The organism is Bradyrhizobium sp. JR3.5 (assembly GCF_054057015.1).
Map to the genome: position 1 here is coordinate 3,075,597 of NZ_JBSRYV010000002.1, position 17,525 is coordinate 3,093,121.

A 17,525-nucleotide genomic window follows, 5' to 3' on the forward strand; every position below is an offset into this window, starting at 1 on the left:
AGTTCCCCTCGAGCTTTGGCGTGGTTTTGGGCGGGTTCTCATTGGAGAACCCGCCCTTTTTATTGCGTTTTGCCGCCAGAATGCCGATCAATAAAATATGAAAATAAGTTCATTTCTTGGTTCTTTTAGGCAGGAATATCTGTCCTAGATAGGGTAAAGGGTATCGATCCAGCCGGCGCACTTCCAGACCGGCACCAGCGCCGTCTCCTACGCGCGAACCGAAAAAAATCACCAGGACTGCCCCATGTCTCGCCAAGACGCGAATGCTGCTTTTGCTCTCTCATCATTCCTGCAAGGCACCAACGCCACCTACATCGACGATCTCTATGCCCGCTACGAGCAGGACCCATCGTCGGTCGACGCAGAATGGCAGGATTTCTTCAAGAGCCTGAAGGACGCTCCGGCCGACGTCCAGAAGAACGCCGAGGGTGCCTCGTGGGGCCGCGCCAACTGGCCGGTGACGCCGCGTGACGAGCTGACTTCGGCGCTCGACGGCAACTGGGCCCAGGTCGAGAAGGCGGTCGGCACCAAGCTCGCCGCCAAGGCCCAGGCCAAGGGCGCCGAGCTGTCCGACGCCGACGTGCATCAGGCCACCCGCGATTCGGTTCGCGCCCTGATGCTGATCCGCGCCTATCGCATGCGCGGCCATTTCCACGCCAAGCTCGATCCGCTCGGCATCGAGGCGCCGCGCGACCGCGAGGAGCTCGATCCGCGCTCCTACGGCTTCACCGAGGCCGATTTCGACCGCAAGATCTTCCTCGACCACGTGCTCGGCCTCGAATACGGCACGCTGCGCGAGATCGTCCAGATCTGCGAGCGCACCTACTGCCAGACACTCGGCGTCGAGTTCATGCACATCTCCAATGCCGCGCAGAAGGCGTGGATCCAGGAGCGCATCGAAGGTCCGGACAAGGAGATCAGCTTCACGCCCGAGGGACGCCGCGCGATCCTCAACAAGCTGATCGAGGCCGACGGCTTCGAGAAGTTCTGCGACACCAAGTTCACCGGCACCAAGCGCTTCGGCCTCGACGGCGGCGAATCGCTGATCCCGGCGCTCGAACAGATCATCAAGCGCGGCGGCAATCTCGGCGTGAAGGAGATCGTGGTCGGCATGCCACATCGCGGCCGCCTCAACGTGCTGACCCAGGTGATGGGCAAGCCGCACCGCGCGCTGTTCCATGAATTCAAGGGTGGTTCGGCCAACCCGGACTCGGTCGAAGGCTCCGGCGACGTCAAGTATCATCTCGGCGCGTCATCGGACCGCGAGTTCGACGGCAACAACATCCATCTGTCGCTGACCGCAAATCCGTCGCATCTCGAGATCGTCGATCCGGTCGTGATGGGCAAGGTGCGCGCCAAGCAGGATCAGCACGGCGATCCGCCGGACATGCGCATCTCGGTCCTGCCGCTCCTGATGCACGGCGACGCGGCGTTCGCGGGCCAAGGCGTGGTGGCGGAATGCTTCAGCCTGTCCGACCTGAAGGGTTACCGCACCGGCGGCTCGCTGCACTTCATCGTCAATAACCAGATCGGCTTCACCACCTATCCGCGCTACTCGCGCTCGTCGCCCTATCCGTCCGACGTCGCGAAGATGATCGACGCGCCGATCTTCCACGTCAATGGCGACGATCCGGAGGCCGTGGTGTTCGCGGCCAAGGTCGCGATCGAGTTCCGGCAGAAATTCCACAAGCCGGTCGTCATCGACATGTTCTGCTACCGGCGCCACGGCCACAACGAGGGCGACGAGCCGGCGTTCACCCAGCCGGTGATGTACAAGAAGATCGCCTCTCACCCGTCGACGCTGGAGATCTACGCCAAGCGGCTGGTCGCCGACGGCGTGTTGACCGAGCGCGAGGTCGAGAAGGCCAAGGCCGACTGGCGCGCGCGGCTCGATGCCGAGCTCGAAGCCGGCTCGGGCTACAAGCCGAACAAGGCCGACTGGCTCGACGGCAAATGGGCCGGCTTCAAGTCGGCCGATCAGGAAGAAGACGCCCGCCGCGGCGTCACCGGTGTCGATGTCGCCGTGCTCAAGGAGATCGGCCGCAAGATCACCAAGGTGCCGGACGGCTTCCGCGCCCACCGCACCATTCAGCGCTTCCTCGACAATCGCGCCAAGGCGATCGACACCGGTGTCGGCATCGACTGGGCGACCGGCGAGGCGCTGGCGTTCTGCACGCTGCTGCAGGAGGGCCATCATGTGCGCCTGTCCGGCCAGGATTCCGAGCGCGGCACCTTCTCGCAGCGCCATTCGGTCCTGATCGACCAGGAGGACGAAAGCCGCTACACGCCGTTCAACCATCTCGGTGGCGAAGATACCGGCCATTACGAGGTCATCAACTCGCTGCTGTCGGAAGAGGCGGTGCTCGGCTTCGAGTACGGCTACTCGCTGGCCGAGCCGAATGCGCTGGCGCTCTGGGAAGCCCAGTTCGGCGACTTCGCCAATGGTGCGCAGGTGGTGTTCGACCAGTTCATCTCCTCGGGCGAACGCAAATGGCTGCGCATGTCGGGCCTCGTCTGCCTGCTGCCGCATGGCTATGAGGGGCAGGGACCGGAGCACTCCTCCGCACGCCTCGAGCGTTATTTGCAGATGTGCGCCGAGGACAACATGCAGGTGGTCAATCCGACCACGCCGGCAAACTACTTCCACGTGCTGCGGCGCCAGCTGCATCGCGAAATCCGCAAGCCGCTGATCCTGATGACGCCGAAGTCGCTGCTGCGTCACAAGCGCGCCGTGTCGCGGCTCGACGAGCTCGGCAAGAACGCCACGTTCCATCGCATCCTGTACGATGACGCGCAGATGCTGCCGGACGAGAAGATCAAGCTGGTGCCGGACGACAAGATCCGTCGCGTCGTGCTGTGCTCCGGCAAGGTCTACTACGACCTGTACGAGGAGCGCGAGAAGCGCGGCGTTGACGACATCTATCTGATGCGCATCGAGCAGCTGTATCCGGTGCCGCTGAAGGCGCTGGTGCAGGAGCTCGGCCGCTTCAAGGGCGCCGAGGTGGTCTGGTGCCAGGAAGAGCCCCGCAACATGGGCTCCTGGCACTTCATCGAGCCCTATCTGGAATGGGTGCTCAATCAGACCAACGCAGCCAACAAGCGTCCGCGCTATGCCGGCCGTCCGGCATCGGCGGCGACCGCCACCGGTTTGATGTCGAAACATCTCGCGCAGCTCAAGGCGCTGCTCGACGACGCTCTGAACTAACGACCTTCACTGAAGCCATGCCCCGCCTTGTGCGCAATTGCGCACTGGAGCGGGGCATCCGGTATCCCGGGTCATCCAGCCTCACCGCTGTCGTCACGGAGTACCGGGTCGTCCGCTTTGGCGGACGGTGGCTGGACCAATTTTTCGACCGCAAGGTTATCGAGGAAAAGATCATGACTGAAATTCGCGTTCCAACGCTCGGCGAATCCGTAACCGAGGCCACGATCGGCCGCTGGTTCAAGAAGGCCGGCGAGGCCGTCGCGGTGGACGAGCCGTTGGTGGAGCTGGAGACCGACAAGGTCACCATCGAGGTGCCCGCGCCGGTCGCCGGCACGCTCGGCGAGATCATCGCCAAGGATGGCGAGACCGTCGCCGTCGGCGCGCTGCTCGGCCAGATCAATGACGGCGCTGCCCCGGCCAAGTCCGCGGCTGCCGCAGTCCCCGCCAAGGCCGCCGCGCCTGCGCCGGCCGCTGCTCCCACATCAGCTCCTGCCGCTGCGCAGAAGGCGCCACCGGTGGATGCGCCGCTGGCACCCTCGGTGCGCAGGCTGTCCGTCGAAAGCGGCGTCGACGCCTCCACCGTTCCGGGCTCGGGCAAGGATGGCCGCTCGTGACCAAGGGCGACATGCTGGCCGCGATCGAGAAGGCCGCCTCGGCGCCGACCCCGGTCAACCAGCCGGCCGCCGCCGTGCAGGTCCGTGCGCCGTCGCCGGCGGACGATGCCGCGCGCGAGGAGCGCGTGAAGATGACCCGGCTGCGCCAGACCATCGCACGCCGCCTCAAGGACGTGCAGAACACCGCCGCGATGCTGACGACCTTCAACGAGGTCGACATGACCGAGGTGATGAAGCTGCGTGCGCTCTACAAGGATACGTTCGAGAAGAAGCACGGCTCGAAGCTCGGCTTCATGGGCTTCTTCACGAAGGCGGTGGTGCAGGGGCTGAAGGACATTCCGGCCGTCAACGCCGAGATCGACGGCTCTGACCTGATCTACAAGAACTACTACCACATCGGCGTTGCGGTCGGCACCGACCGCGGTCTGGTGGTGCCGGTGGTGCGCGACTGCGACCACAAGTCGATCGCCGAGATCGAGAAGTCGATCGCCGATTACGGCCGTCGCGCCCGCGACGGTCAGCTCAAGATCGACGAGATGCAGGGCGGCACCTTCACCATCACCAATGGCGGCATCTACGGCTCGCTGATGTCGACGCCGATCCTGAACGCGCCGCAGTCCGGCATCCTCGGCATGCACAAGATCCAGGAGCGGCCGATGGTGGTCGGCGGCAAGATCGAGGTGCGGCCGATGATGTATCTGGCGCTGTCCTACGATCACCGCGTCATCGACGGCAAGGAAGCGGTCACCTTCCTGGTGCGCGTCAAGGAAAGCCTGGAAGATCCGGCCCGCCTGGTGCTGGACCTCTAAGGTCATATCGCGCGCGGCGCCCGATCGGTTCGGGCGCCGCGATTTGTTGGGTGCTCACGTTTGGGGATCAATGTGACGGACAAGGTCGTTGTCATCACCGGCGGCAGCCGCGGCATCGGCCGCGCTACCGCACTTGCAGCTGCCGCGCGCGGCTATCGCGTCGTGGTCGGCTACGCTACAAACCAGGCTGCGGCCATCGAAGTCGTCGCCGCGATCGAGGCCAGCAACGGCAAGGCGATCGCGGTGAAGTGCGACGTCGGCAGCGAGCAGGATATCCTGGCGCTGTTCAAGGCGGCCGACGGGTTCGGCACGCTCGGCGCGCTGGTCAACAATGCCGGCATCGTCGGCAAGAGCGGCGTGCGTGTGGACGAGATGTCGGCCGAGCGCATCCAGCAGATGATGGCAGTCAACGTCACCGGCAGCATCCTGTGCGCGCGCGAGGCGGTGAAGCGCATGTCGACCAGGCACGGCGGCCAGGGCGGCGTCATCGTCAACCTCTCCTCGGTCGCGGCAAGGCTCGGCGCGCCCAACACCTATGTCGACTATGCCGCCTCCAAGGGCGCGATCGATTCCTTCACGGTCGGCCTCGGCTACGAAGTCGCGGGTGAAGGCATCCGCGTCGCCGGCATCCGGCCGGGCCTGATCGACACCGACATCCACGCCGCGGGCGGCGAGCCCGATCGCGCGCATCGGCTTGCCCATATGGTGCCGATGAAGCGTGTCGGCACCGCGGACGAGATCGCCAACGCCATCGTCTGGCTGATCTCGGACGAAGCCTCCTACGTCACCAGCGCGATCCTCGACGTGTCGGGCGGTCGCTAGAACACGATCAAGCAGCGGGAAGCGGCCTTCCGATCGGACCGCGCCCGCCCAACTGTCACAGAGTTTAGCTACAGGACCTCAATCATGGCTTCTTACGATCTCGTCGTCATCGGCACTGGCCCCGGCGGTTACGTCTGCGCGATCCGCGCGGCGCAGCTCGGCATGAAGGTTGCCGTCGTCGAGAAGAACGCGACGCTGGGCGGCACCTGTCTCAATGTCGGCTGCATGCCGTCGAAGGCGCTGCTGCACGCCTCCGAGATGTTCGAGGAAGCCGCGCACTCCTTCGCCAAGATGGGCGTCAGCGTCCCCGCGCCGAAGCTCGATCTGCCCGCGATGATGGACTTCAAGCAGCAGGGCATCGACGGCAACGTCAAGGGCGTCGAGTTCCTGATGAAGAAGAACAAGATCGACGTCCTCAAGGGTACCGGCAAGATCATCAGTGCCGGCAAGGTCGAGGTCTCCGGCGGCGGCAAGTCTGAGACCGTCGAGACCAAGAACATCGTGATCGCCACCGGTTCCGACATCGCGCGGTTGAAGGGCATCGACATCGACGAGAAGCGCATCGTGTCGTCGACCGGCGCGCTATCTCTGGAGAAGGTGCCGTCAAGCCTGCTGATCGTCGGCGCCGGCGTGATCGGGCTCGAGCTCGGCTCGGTCTGGCATCGTCTCGGTGCCAAGGTCACCGTGGTGGAATTCCTCGACCGCATCCTGCCCGGCATGGATGGCGAGGTGGCGAAGCAATTCCAGCGCATCCTGGAAAAGCAGGGCTTTGCCTTCAGGCTCGGCGCCAAGGTCACCGCGGTCGACACCTCGGGCAAGACGCTCCAGGTCAAGGTCGAGCCGGCCGCGGGCGGTGCTGCGGAAACCATCGAAGCCGACGTGGTGCTGGTGTGCATCGGCCGCGTGCCCTACACCGAGGGCCTCGGGCTGAAGGAAGCCGGCGTTGCGCTCGACAATCGCGGCCGCGTCGAAATCGACACGCACTTCTCGACCAATGTGAAGGGCATCTACGCGATCGGCGATGTCGTGGCCGGGCCGATGCTGGCGCACAAGGCGGAAGACGAGGGTGTTGCCTGCGCGGAGATCATCGCGGGCCAGGCCGGCCATGTGAACTACGACGTCATTCCAGGTGTTGTGTATACCACGCCGGAAGTGTCGTCGGTCGGCAAGACCGAGGAAGACCTCAAGCAAGCCGGCGTCGCTTATACCGTCGGCAAATTCCCGTTCACCGCGAACGGCCGCTCCAAGGTCAACCAGACCACCGACGGGTTCGTGAAGGTTCTCGCAGATGCGAAGACCGATCGGGTGCTCGGCGTGCACATTGTCGGCCGGGAAGCCGGCGAAATGATCCACGAAGCCTGCGTCCTGATGGAATTCGGCGGCTCGGCCGAGGATCTGGCGCGCACCTGCCACGCACATCCGACCCGTTCCGAAGCGATCAAGGAAGCCGCGCTTGCGGTGGGCAAGCGCGCCATCCATATGTGATCGAACATCCCGGCGCGAGCCGGGTAGAGATCATAGTGATGTTGCGCCGCCTGCTTCAGCCGTTCTGGGTCCTGCTTGCGATCATCTTCCTGATCGAGGCCTGGCTATGGGATCACGTCGAGCCGATCGTGGCCCGGGTGGTGGCGTGGATCCCGCTGCGCGCGCTCAAGCAATGGCTTGCCGACCGGGTCGATTCGCTGTCGCCGGCGATGACGCTGATCGTCTTCGTCGTGCCGCTGATCCCGCTGTTTCCGCTCAAGCTGGTCGGACTCTGGCTCCTGGCGAACCAATACTGGTTCAGCGCGGTCTCGCTGATCCTGTTCGCCAAGATCGTCGGCGTCGGCGTCACCGCTTTCCTGTTCGACGTGACGCGATCGAAACTGCTGGAGATGCCCTGGTTCGAGGCGCTCTATAATTTCGTGATGGCGCTGCGCGCCAAGGCCACCGAGCTGGTCGAGCCGGTCAAGCGGCGCATCCTCGAGATGGTCAGTGGCGATGGTGACGGCTGGACCGCGCGCACGCTTCGCCTGATCGCGCGCTTCCGCAAAAGCGTTCACCAGACCAGCAAGGTGCTCTAGGCAACGACCCTTTCCCCGTCATCCTGAGGCGCGAGCGGAGCGAGCCTCGAAGGATCGACGGCCACCAGCCGGGCCGTTCATCCTTCGAGACGCGCGCAATGCGCACTCCTCAGGATGACGGAGGGAAGGCGGAGCCCCGCCGCTTCAATGCAAGGGCAGCAGATGCGGCTGGAACAGGCCGAACAAGGTCATCACGACGCCGGCGAGCGTCACCAGGCCGGACACCCAGGCCAACGCGGCGATGCCGGTGATGATGGTCGCGGACGCCAGAACGATGGCGATCTGGAAGGCGGCAGAGGCAAGCTCGAAGTGATGATATTTCGCGGTGGCCTCGTCGCGCTCATGCTCGGCGTGCTTGGCGCGTTCGGAGAGTTGCTCTGACCCCTCGCCGGTCTCCGGCTCCGAGCGGTAGCGTGCCGCGGTCTTCTGCCAGTCGTCGATCTGCTTCTGCAGCGCGGCCTTGGCCGCCTCGTCGGCGGTGGTGGCGAGATTCAGCTTGCCCTGTTCGGCCGCGGTCTGCACCGCGGTGCGGCGGATGCTCTTGGCCTGGAAGAAGGCCCAGAGGTTGGAGGCTTCGACGTTCTTGCTGATCGATTCGGTCTGGGCTCCCTTGCCGAGCGTTTCCGACAGCGCCAGGCAGAGCGCGATCACGGCGATCAGGAGGGCGATCTTCTTGTTTTCGCCCGACGCATGCTCGGCATGCTCCGCTTGCTCCATACTTTCATGCGCGCTCATGATTCCCCCATCCGGATGAGACCGCGCCACGATTGCTGAATGCGGCGCACAAGGCAAGTGCCGAGCGATTTGTGGCAGCCGTATGAATATGAACGGCGCAAGATGAAACGGCGCATCGGTGCCGGCCCGGCGTCGTATTTTGAACTCAGGTCCGGGCGCTCAGCCGCGCGGGTGCGCGGAGCGATAGACTTCCAGCAGGCGCTCGCTGTCGATGCCGGTGTAGATCTGCGTGGTCGACAGCGATGCGTGGCCGAGCAATTCCTGGATCGCGCGCAGGTCGCCGCCGCGGCTGAGCAGATGGGTGGCGAAGGAGTGCCGCAGCGCATGCGGCGTTGCGCTGTCGGGCAGGCCGAGCGCGCCGCGCAGCCGCTCCATGGTAAGCTGGATGATGCGCGGGCTTAAGGGTCCACCGCGCGCACCCACGAACATCGGCCCGGTCGGGCTGAGCTGATGCGGACAGATCGCCGCATAGTCAGCGATCAATTGCAGCACGTTGTGCAGCACCGGCACCATGCGGGTCTTGTTGCCCTTGCCGGTGACGACCAGCACGTCGCCTTCGCCCGGCTTCGGCACGTCGCGGCGCTTCAGCCCCAGCGCCTCGGAGATGCGCAGACCGGAGCCATAGAGCAGCGCCATCACGGCGGCGTCACGCACCAGGATCCAGGTCTCGCGGGTTTCGCCGGCGCGCTCGTCGGCATCGGCGAAGCGTTTCGCCGCTTCCATATGGATCGGCTTCGGCAGGCTCTTCGCCACCTTGGGGGCGCGGATCGCCGAGAGCGCACCGACCTTGCCCTTGCCTTCGCGTTCCAGGAAGCGTCCGAACGAGCGCAGGCCCGCCAGCGCCCGCATCAGCGATCGGCCGCCGATCTCCTCGGCACGGCGCATCGCCATGAAGGCGCGGACGTCGCTGGCCTCGAGCGCGGAAAATGCCGCAAGCGTCACGCGCGCGCCCCAGTGCCCGGCCAGGAAGGCCAGGCATTGACGCACATCGCGGGCGTAGGCCTCGAGCGTCTTCGGCGACAGCCGCCGCTCGGCGCGCAGATGCGACAGCCAGCGCGTCATCTCCTGCGTGACCGACACGTCGGCGCAGTCGAGCTCGAGCGGTTGCATGGGCTGATCGGTCCGGGCCATGTCTTGAGCGGGCATCTCTTGAGCGGGCACGTCCTTAAGGGCTATTGGCGCTGCTAATCTCCTGATTATATCGCACTGCCTTCGTTTACGGTTCGCTAAGACCGCGCAGCGGTGCTAGCCCGGCTCAAAGCTCTGATTCAATGGACCACACCACACGCCCCAGCCCAGCTCCCGCATCGACGACCCGCGTCGTCGACGTGCTGGTGCCTGTCGCGCTGAACCAGACCTATTCCTACCGCGTGCCGCGCGGCATGGAGCTTGCGCCCGGCGATGTGATCTGCGTGCCGCTGGGGCCGCGCGAGGTCGTGGCGGTGGTGTGGGCCGAGAATGCCAAGCCGGATCCGCGGCTGCACAACCGGCTCAAGGACGTCAGCGAGAAGCTTGATGTTCCGCCGCTCAGGGCCGAGCTGCGCCAGCTCGTCGACTGGGTCTCCACTTACACTTTGTCGGCGCGCGGCATGGTGCTGCGGATGACGCTGCGGATGGGCGAGAACCTTGGACCGGAGCGGACGCGGCTCGGGGTGCGGCTCGTGGGTGAGCCGCCACGGCGCCTGACACCGGCGCGTCGGCGGCTGATCGAGGTGCTGTCGGATGGCTTGCTGCACGGCAAGTCAGAGGCGGCGCGGGAGGCCGGCGTCAGCTCGGGCGTGGTCGACGGCCTGGTCGACGAGGGCACGCTGACGGTCGAGGCGATGCCGCCGCCTGCACCGCCACCCATTCCCGATCCCTCTTATGCGCAGCCGGATTTCTCGCGCGAGCAGCGCAGCGCGGTCGACGTGATGCGGACGCTGGCCGCGAGCGGCAGCTTTCACGTCGCACTGCTCGACGGCGTCACCGGCTCCGGCAAGACCGAGGTCTATTTCGAGGCGATCGCGGAGAATATCCGCCGCGGCAAGCAGACCCTGATCCTGATGCCGGAAATCGCGCTGACCGGCCAATTCCTCGACCGTTTCGCGCAGCGCTTCGGCGTGCGGCCGCTGGAATGGCATTCGGAGCTCACGCCGCGCACGCGGGCGCGAAACTGGGCGGCGATCTCCGAGGGCAAGGCGCCGGTCGTGGTCGGCGCCCGCTCCGCGCTGTTCCTGCCCTATGCCGATCTCGGCCTGATCATCGTCGATGAGGAACACGACCAGGCCTACAAGCAGGACGAGGGCGCGCATTATCATGCGCGCGACATGGCGGTGGTCCGGGCGCATATCGCCAAGATTCCGATCGTGCTGGCGTCGGCGACGCCCTCGGTCGAGAGCGAGGTCAATGCGCGCAAGGGGCGCTACCAGCGCGTCGCGCTGCCGTCGCGGTTCGGCGGCCAGCACATGCCGCACATCGAGGCGATCGACATGCGCCGCGCGCCGCCGCCGCGCGGGCGCTTCATCTCGCCGGTTCTGGCCGAGCAAATTCGCCATGCGATCGAGCGCCGCGAGCAGGCGCTGCTGTTCCTCAACCGTCGTGGCTATGCGCCGCTGACGCTCTGCCGTGCCTGCGGCCACCGCTTCGCCTGCACGATCTGCGACGCATGGCTGGTCGATCATCGCTTCCGGCAGCGGCTGGTCTGCCATCACTGCGGCTTCTCGATGTCGCGTCCGAACATCTGCCCGCATTGTGCGGCCGAGGAATCGCTGGCCGCCGTCGGTCCCGGCGTCGAGCGCCTGCAGGAGGAGGCCGCTCACATTTTTCCCGAGGCCCGCACCATGGTGCTTTCGAGCGATCTCATCACCTCGATCGAGACCATGCGCAGCGAGCTCAACGAGATCGCCGAGGGCCGCGTCGACATCATCATCGGCACCCAGCTGGTGGCCAAGGGGCACAACTTCCCGCGGCTCAATCTGGTCGGGGTCATCGATGCCGATCTCGGCTTGAGCAATGGCGATCCGCGCGCCGCCGAGCGGACGTTCCAGTTGCTGAACCAGGTGGTCGGCCGTGCCGGCCGCGAGCAGGGGCCGTGGCGTCGGCTATCTGCAGACCCACCAGCCGGAACATCCGGTCATCAAGGCCTTGATCGCGAACGATCGCGAGGCGTTCTACGCCAGCGAGATCGATATCCGCGAGCGCACCGGCTATCCGCCGTTCGGCCGGCTGGCGAGCCTGATCGTCTCCGCCGGCGACCGACCGACAGCAGAAGGATTTGCCCGCAAGCTCGCCGCGATGGCGCCGCTCGACGAGCGGATCCAGGTGCTCGGCCCCGCCGAGGCCCCGCTTGCCGTCATCAAGGGCCGCTACCGCTTCCGCCTGCTGGTGAAGTCGCTGCGCAATGTCGACCTGTCGCAATATCTGCGCGAATGGCTCGAGGCCGGTCCGAAGACCAAGGGCAATCTGAAGCTCGAGGTCGACGTCGATCCGCAGAGTTTCTTGTAGGGATGCCTGTAAAGAAAAAGCCTGCCGTCATTCGCGACGGCAGGCCTTTTGGCGCGAAGCAGGCCTCGCGGCCGTTACGCAACGCAACGCTTACTGAAGCGCTTACGAGACGACCTCGGCGGTGACGCGGCCGACGCCGGCACCGGTCAGGCCGATGGCGCGGGCTGCGCCGGTTGAGAGGTCGAGCACGCGGCCGCGGATGAACGGGCCACGATCGTTGACGGTGACGACGACGCTGCGGCCGCCGTGGGTGACACGGAGCCTGGTGCCGAACGGCAGCGAGCGGTGGGCGGCAGTCATGGCGTTCTGGTTGAAGCGCTGGCCGGAAGCGGTGCGGCTGCCCGACTCATTGCCGTAGAACGAGGCCATCCCCGAGAACGTGTGGCCGCCGGAGGGCTGGATCGATGCATTGGCGTCGCGCCAGGACGAACCTTCAGCGCGGGCCTGGTGATGATGGTGGTGGCGATGATGGTGGTGCCTGGACTTCGCGGACGCCTCCGTCACGCTGCCCCCGACCAGGATAGTTGCGGCGACAAACGCGAGCGCCGTACGCGAGCGGGTTATATTGCCCGCCGCCTTCTTGATATTCAGCATTGATAAGACCCTCAGACAGTATTGCCACTAACGCGGCAAGTGGAACCCCCGTCCCTTCGTTGACCAAAGCCGTTTGGTTTCGCAATGAGGCACGAATTGGGCAGTAATTCCCTATTATCTCGGGCTGAAATATCTTGTTACCGCTTTGGGGTATTCAATCGAGGTTCCGTAACCTTGGCCTTTAACGAATATTTAACCAATAATATACTTATGAATACTGATTAGTAGGCCGGCGGTAAGTTTTCGGTAAGTAATCGCCAAATGAAACGGCGGCCCGTTTTGGGTTCCCTGCGCACTCGGCCATGGGCCCATGCAAATTTCGATGGAACAAATCCGCGTGGTGCGAATCGGGGGCCGCGCGCTGAATTTCCGCGCGCCGAATTTTTCTGATTCGAGCGCCGGCTGCGGTCGCCAAAAACCGCATGCGACAAGGCGGCTCGCACGATGCCGTCATGTTGCACCTGCGCGATTGCTATGTTAGCAAAGCCGCGATTTTAACGATCCCGGCATGTCCTGTGCCGGTCGAAAATCGAAGTCCCGCTTGAATTCCAAGGGCTTGGATCGCTAGGCGCTGCTTTGGTGGCGACGGTTTTTCCCTTGCGAATTTGACAGCAAAAAAGAGCGAGCTCGTGGCTGCTGAAGATCCGTCCGTTTCGGGAGTGTCCGGTCGTTACGCAACGGCCCTGTTCGAGTTGGCGCGCGACGAGCAATCCGTCGATCAAGTCAGGGCCGATCTCGACAAGTTCGAAGGCATGCTCAACGAGAGCGCCGATCTCAAGCGCCTCGTCCGCAGCCCGGTATTTGCCGCGGACGCCCAGCTGAAGGCGCTGACCGCGGTGCTCGACAAGGCCGGTATCGCCGGCACGTCGGCGAAATTCCTCAAGGTGCTCACCGCCAATCGCCGGCTGTTTGCCGTGGCCGATGTGATCCGCGCCTATCGCGCGCTGGTGGCGAAGTTCAAGGGCGAGGCGACTGCGGAAGTCACCGTCCGCCGAGCAGCTCAGTGACAAGAATCTCGACGGGCTGAAGGCCGCACTGAAATCAGTGACGGGCAAGGACGTCGCGCTCAACGTGAAGGTCGATCCCTCCATTATTGGTGGCCTGGTGGTCAAGCTCGGCAGCCGCATGGTGGATAGTTCGCTTCGCACCAAACTCAATTCGATCAAGAACGCGATGAAAGAGGCAGGCTGATGGACATCCGCGCCGCAGAAATTTCTGCGATCCTCAAGGACCAGATCAAGAATTTCGGCCAGGAAGCCGAAGTCACCGAAGTTGGCCAGGTGCTGTCGGTCGGTGACGGTATCGCTCGCGTCTACGGTCTCGACAACGTCCAGGCCGGTGAAATGGTCGAGTTCGAGAACGGCACGCGCGGCATGGCGCTCAACCTTGAAACCGATAACGTCGGTATCGTGATTTTCGGCGCCGACCGCGAGATCAAGGAAGGCCAGACCGTCAAGCGCACCCGCGCGATCGTGGACGCCCCGATCGGCAAGGGCCTGCTCGGCCGCGTCGTCGACGCGCTCGGCAACCCGATCGACGGCAAGGGCCCGATCCAGGCCACCGAACGCAAGCGCGTCGACGTCAAGGCGCCCGGCATCATTCCGCGCAAGTCGGTGAACGAGCCGATGGCCACCGGCCTGAAGGCGATCGATGCGCTGATTCCGATCGGTCGCGGCCAGCGCGAGCTGATCATCGGTGACCGTCAGACCGGCAAGACCGCGATCGCGCTCGATACCATCCTGAACCAGAAGCCGCTGAACGCCCAGCCGGACGAGAACCTCAAGCTGTATTGCGTCTACGTCGCGATCGGCCAGAAGCGCTCCACCGTCGCGCAGTTCGTCAAGGTGCTCGAAGAGCAGGGCGCGCTGGAATACTCGATCATCGTCGCGGCCACCGCGTCCGATCCGGCGCCGATGCAGTACATCGCGCCGTTCACCGCCTGCACCATGGGCGAGTACTTCCGCGACAACGGCATGCACGCCGTGATCATCTATGACGACTTGTCCAAGCAGGCCGTCGCCTATCGCCAGATGTCGCTGCTGCTGCGCCGCCCGCCGGGCCGCGAGGCCTATCCGGGCGACGTGTTCTACCTGCATTCCCGCCTGCTCGAGCGCGCCGCCAAGCTCAACAAGGAGCATGGCTTGGGCTCGCTGACGGCGCTGCCGGTCATCGAAACCCAGGCCAACGACGTGTCGGCCTACATTCCGACCAACGTGATCTCGATCACCGACGGCCAGATCTTCCTGGAAACCGACCTGTTCTTCCAGGGTATCCGTCCCGCGGTGAACGTCGGTCTGTCGGTGTCGCGCGTCGGTTCGTCGGCGCAGACCAAGGCAACCAAGAAGGTCGCCGGCAAGATCAAGGGCGAGCTCGCGCAGTACCGCGAAATGGCGGCGTTCGCGCAGTTCGGCTCGGACCTCGACGCCTCGACCCAGCGCCTGCTCAACCGCGGCTCGCGCCTGACCGAACTCCTGAAGCAGCCGCAGTTCTCGCCGCTGAAGATGGAAGAGCAGGTCTGCGTGATCTGGGCCGGCACCAACGGCTACCTCGATCCGCTGCCGCTCAACAAGGTGAAGGCGTTCGAGGACGGCCTGCTCTCGCTGCTGCGCGGCAAGAACGTCGAGATCCTCGACGCGATCCGCACCAGCCGCGATCTGTCCGACGACACCGCCGCCAAGCTCAAGACGGTGGTCGAGGGCTTCGCCAAGACGTTTGCGTAAGAAGACGTTTGCGTAAGAAGAACTTCGCACAAGGGCATCGCCTGGCCGTTGGCCGGGCGATAGGAACAGAGAGGCTTGCGATCTGACCGTTGCGGTCGGATTGCCGGGGTGGACGAAGAATGGCGTCACTGAAAGACATGCGGGTCCGCATCGCCTCGACCAAGGCGACGCAGAAGATCACCAAGGCCATGCAGATGGTCGCAGCCTCGAAGCTGCGCCGCGCGCAGAACGCCGCCGAGGCGGCGCGGCCCTATGCCACCAAGATGGATCTGCGGTGATTTCCAACATCGCCGCCGCGGCCAACGGCTCGCCCGGCGCGCCGGCGCTGCTGGCGGGCACCGGCAACGACCAGGTGCACCTGCTTCTGGTCTGCACCGGCGAGCGCGGCCTGTCCGGCGCTTTCAACTCCGCCATCGTGCGTCTGGCGCGCGAGCGGGCGAACGCGCTGCTCGCGCAAGGCAAGGAAGTCAAATTCTTCTGCGTCGGCCGCAAGGGCTACGAGCAGCTGCGGCGGACGTTCGAGAAGCGGATTGTCGAGCACCTCGACCTGCGTTCGGTCCGGCAGATCGGCTTCGTCAACGCCGAGGACATCGCAAACAAGGTGCTGGCGCGATTCGAGGCCGGCGAATTCGATGTTTGCACGCTGTTCTATTCGCGCTTCCAGTCGGTGATCGCGCAGATCCCGACCGCGCAGCAGATCATCCCGCTCGAGGTGGTTGCACCCTCGGCCAGCGTGGCTCCCGCGACCTCGTACGAATACGAGCCGGAAGAGGACCAGATTCTCGGCAGCCTGCTGCCGCGCAACCTTGCGGTGCAGGTCTTCCGCGCGCTGCTGGAGAACAACGCCTCGTTCTACGGCGCGCAGATGAGCGCGATGGACAGCGCGACGCGCAACGCCGGCGAGATGATCCGTAAGCAAACCCTGATTTACAACCGAACCCGTCAGGCCCAGATCACGAAGGAGCTGATCGAGATCATCTCCGGCGCTGAGGCGGTCTAAGGCAGATTTTCGAAGGAGAATAGTCCATGGCTACAGCAGCCAATCAGATCGGTCGCGTTACCCAGGTCACGGGCGCCGTGGTCGACGTGCAGTTCGAAGGCCACCTTCCGGCGATTCTGAATGCGCTCGAGACCAAGAACGGCGGCAACCGCCTGGTGCTCGAAGTCGCGCAGCATCTCGGTGAATCGACCGTCCGCACCATCGCGATGGATATCACTGAAGGTCTGGTGCGCGGCCAGGAAGTCACCGACACCGGTGAGCCGATCCGGGGTGCCGGTCGGCGAAGGCACGCTCGGCCGCATCATCAACGTCATCGGCGAGCCGATCGACGAAGCCGGTCCGATCAAGTCCGAAGGCCTGCGCGCCATCCACCAGGAAGCGCCGAGCTACACCGACCAGTCGACCGAAGCGGAAATTCTCGTCACCGGCATCAAGGTCGTCGACCTTCTCGCTCCGTATGCCAAGGGTGGCAAGATCGGCCTGTTCGGCGGCGCCGGCGTCGGCAAGACCGTGCTGATTCAGGAACTGATCAACAACGTCGCGAAGGCGCACGGTGGTTACTCCGTGTTCGCCGGCGTCGGCGAGCGGACCCGTGAAGGCAACGACCTCTATCACGAGTTCATCGAATCGAAGGTCAACGCCGATCCGCACAATCCGGATCCGAGCGTGAAGTCGAAGTGCGCGCTGGTGTTCGGCCAGATGAACGAACCGCCGGGCGCCCGCGCCCGCGTCGGTCTGACCGGTCTGACGGTCGCCGAGCACTTCCGCGACCAGGGCCAGGACGTGCTGTTCTTCGTCGACAACATCTTCCGCTTCACCCAGGCGGGTTCGGAAGTGTCGGCGCTGCTCGGCCGTATTCCTTCGGCGGTGGGTTATCAGCCGACGCTCGCGACCGACATGGGCGCGCTGCAGGAGCGCATCACCACCACCCAGAAGGGCTCGATCACCTCGGTGCAGGCGATCTACGTGCCGGCCGACGACTTGACCGACCCGGCGCCCGCCACCTCGTTCGCGCACTTGGACGCCACCACGGTGCTGTCGCGCGCGATCTCGGAAAAGGGCATTTATCCGGCGGTGGACCCGCTCGACTCGACCTCGCGCATGCTGTCGGCGCTGGTCGTCGGCGAGGAGCACTACAACACCGCGCGTATGGTCCAGCAGATCCTGCAGCGCTACAAGTCGCTGCAGGACATCATCGCCATTCTCGGCATGGACGAATTGTCTGAAGAGGACAAGCTGACGGTCGCCCGCGCCCGCAAGGTCGAGCGCTTCCTATCGCAGCCGTTCCACGTCGCCGAAGTCTTCACCGGCTCGCCGGGCAAGTTCGTCGACCTCGCCGACACCATCAAGGGCTTCCGCGATCTCTGCCAGGGCAAGTACGACCATCTGCCGGAAGCGGCGTTCTACATGGTCGGCACGATCGAAGAAGCCGTCGAGAAGGGCAAGAAGCTCGCCGCCGAAGCGGCCTAAGCTTTGGGGT

At 64.7% G+C, this 17,525-nt stretch carries 8 protein-coding genes and 5 pseudogenes; 10 read left to right on the plus strand and 3 right to left on the minus strand.

The window, feature by feature from the left end:
- Positions 1 to 244 precede the first annotated feature (244 nt).
- From ACVWW1_RS31700 to ACVWW1_RS31720, 5 genes and pseudogenes are all read left to right on the plus strand, one after another.
- Positions 245 to 3,205 (plus strand): 2-oxoglutarate dehydrogenase E1 component, encoded by a 2,961-nt coding sequence (locus ACVWW1_RS31700; RefSeq protein ID WP_456658580.1) that lies wholly within the window; start codon positions 245 to 247, stop codon positions 3,203 to 3,205.
- Positions 3,206 to 3,378: 173 nt separating this feature from the next.
- Positions 3,379 to 4,628: pseudogene (gene odhB / locus ACVWW1_RS31705) on the plus strand (2-oxoglutarate dehydrogenase complex dihydrolipoyllysine-residue succinyltransferase).
- A 72-nt stretch (positions 4,629 to 4,700) separates the two neighbouring features.
- Positions 4,701 to 5,450: an SDR family oxidoreductase gene (locus ACVWW1_RS31710; protein WP_456658581.1), complete on the plus strand. Its 750-nt coding sequence runs from the start codon at positions 4,701 to 4,703 to the stop codon at positions 5,448 to 5,450.
- 84 nt (positions 5,451 to 5,534) lie between these two features.
- A complete protein-coding gene (gene lpdA, locus ACVWW1_RS31715) occupies positions 5,535 to 6,935 on the plus strand; it encodes a dihydrolipoyl dehydrogenase (protein WP_456658582.1) in 1,401 nt (466 codons plus the stop codon).
- A 38-nt stretch (positions 6,936 to 6,973) separates the two neighbouring features.
- Positions 6,974 to 7,513 carry a hypothetical protein gene (locus ACVWW1_RS31720; protein WP_456658583.1) on the plus strand — a complete coding sequence of 180 codons (540 nt, stop codon included), beginning with the start codon at positions 6,974 to 6,976 and terminating at the stop codon, positions 7,511 to 7,513.
- A gap of 144 nt (positions 7,514 to 7,657) precedes the next feature.
- On the opposite strand, the gene ACVWW1_RS31725 is transcribed toward ACVWW1_RS31720, so the two are convergent.
- Both ACVWW1_RS31725 and ACVWW1_RS31730 read right to left on the minus strand, forming a co-directional pair.
- Positions 7,658 to 8,248: a DUF4337 domain-containing protein gene (locus tag ACVWW1_RS31725; RefSeq protein ID WP_176534346.1), complete on the minus strand. Its 591-nt coding sequence runs from the start codon at positions 8,246 to 8,248 to the stop codon at positions 7,658 to 7,660.
- Between the two features lie 159 nt (positions 8,249 to 8,407).
- Complete coding sequence (locus ACVWW1_RS31730; RefSeq protein WP_420831856.1) at positions 8,408 to 9,358, minus strand: tyrosine recombinase XerC; 951 nt, start codon at positions 9,356 to 9,358, stop codon at positions 8,408 to 8,410.
- Positions 9,359 to 9,519: 161 nt separating this feature from the next.
- On the opposite strand from ACVWW1_RS31730, the pseudogene ACVWW1_RS31735 reads away from it, so the two are divergent.
- Positions 9,520 to 11,731, plus strand: a pseudogene (locus ACVWW1_RS31735) (primosomal protein N').
- Between the two features lie 102 nt (positions 11,732 to 11,833).
- Here ACVWW1_RS31735 and ACVWW1_RS31740 read toward each other — a convergent pair.
- Positions 11,834 to 12,325, minus strand: coding sequence for a septal ring lytic transglycosylase RlpA family protein (locus ACVWW1_RS31740; RefSeq protein WP_176534343.1), 492 nt, complete (start codon positions 12,323 to 12,325; stop codon positions 11,834 to 11,836).
- Positions 12,326 to 12,954: 629 nt separating this feature from the next.
- On the opposite strand from ACVWW1_RS31740, the pseudogene ACVWW1_RS31745 reads away from it, so the two are divergent.
- The 4 genes and pseudogenes from ACVWW1_RS31745 (at position 12,955) to atpD (ending at position 17,515) form a co-directional block, all read left to right on the plus strand.
- Positions 12,955 to 13,516 (plus strand): annotated as a pseudogene (locus tag ACVWW1_RS31745) (F0F1 ATP synthase subunit delta).
- Positions 13,516 to 15,045 (plus strand): F0F1 ATP synthase subunit alpha, encoded by a 1,530-nt coding sequence (gene atpA, locus ACVWW1_RS31750; RefSeq protein WP_092121635.1) that lies wholly within the window; start codon positions 13,516 to 13,518, stop codon positions 15,043 to 15,045. The pseudogene ACVWW1_RS31745 and the gene atpA overlap by 1 nt, the downstream one beginning before the upstream one ends.
- A gap of 119 nt (positions 15,046 to 15,164) precedes the next feature.
- Positions 15,165 to 16,045 (plus strand): annotated as a pseudogene (locus ACVWW1_RS31755) (F0F1 ATP synthase subunit gamma).
- Positions 16,046 to 16,071: 26 nt separating this feature from the next.
- Positions 16,072 to 17,515 (plus strand): annotated as a pseudogene (atpD, locus tag ACVWW1_RS31760) (F0F1 ATP synthase subunit beta).
- Positions 17,516 to 17,525: the final 10 nt, after the last annotated feature.

Coding starts and splice junctions, on each gene's coding strand:
- ACVWW1_RS31700 (WP_456658580.1), top strand. CDS start 245: ATGTCTCGCCAAGACGCGAATGCTGCTTTTGCTCTCTCATCATTCCTG.
- lpdA (WP_456658582.1), top strand. CDS start 5,535: ATGGCTTCTTACGATCTCGTCGTCATCGGCACTGGCCCCGGCGGTTAC.
- ACVWW1_RS31720 (WP_456658583.1), top strand. CDS start 6,974: ATGTTGCGCCGCCTGCTTCAGCCGTTCTGGGTCCTGCTTGCGATCATC.
- ACVWW1_RS31725 (WP_176534346.1), bottom strand. CDS start 8,248: ATGAGCGCGCATGAAAGTATGGAGCAAGCGGAGCATGCCGAGCATGCG.
- ACVWW1_RS31730 (WP_420831856.1), bottom strand. CDS start 9,358: ATGCAACCGCTCGAGCTCGACTGCGCCGACGTGTCGGTCACGCAGGAG.
- ACVWW1_RS31740 (WP_176534343.1), bottom strand. CDS start 12,325: ATGCTGAATATCAAGAAGGCGGCGGGCAATATAACCCGCTCGCGTACG.
- atpA (WP_092121635.1), top strand. CDS start 13,516: ATGGACATCCGCGCCGCAGAAATTTCTGCGATCCTCAAGGACCAGATC.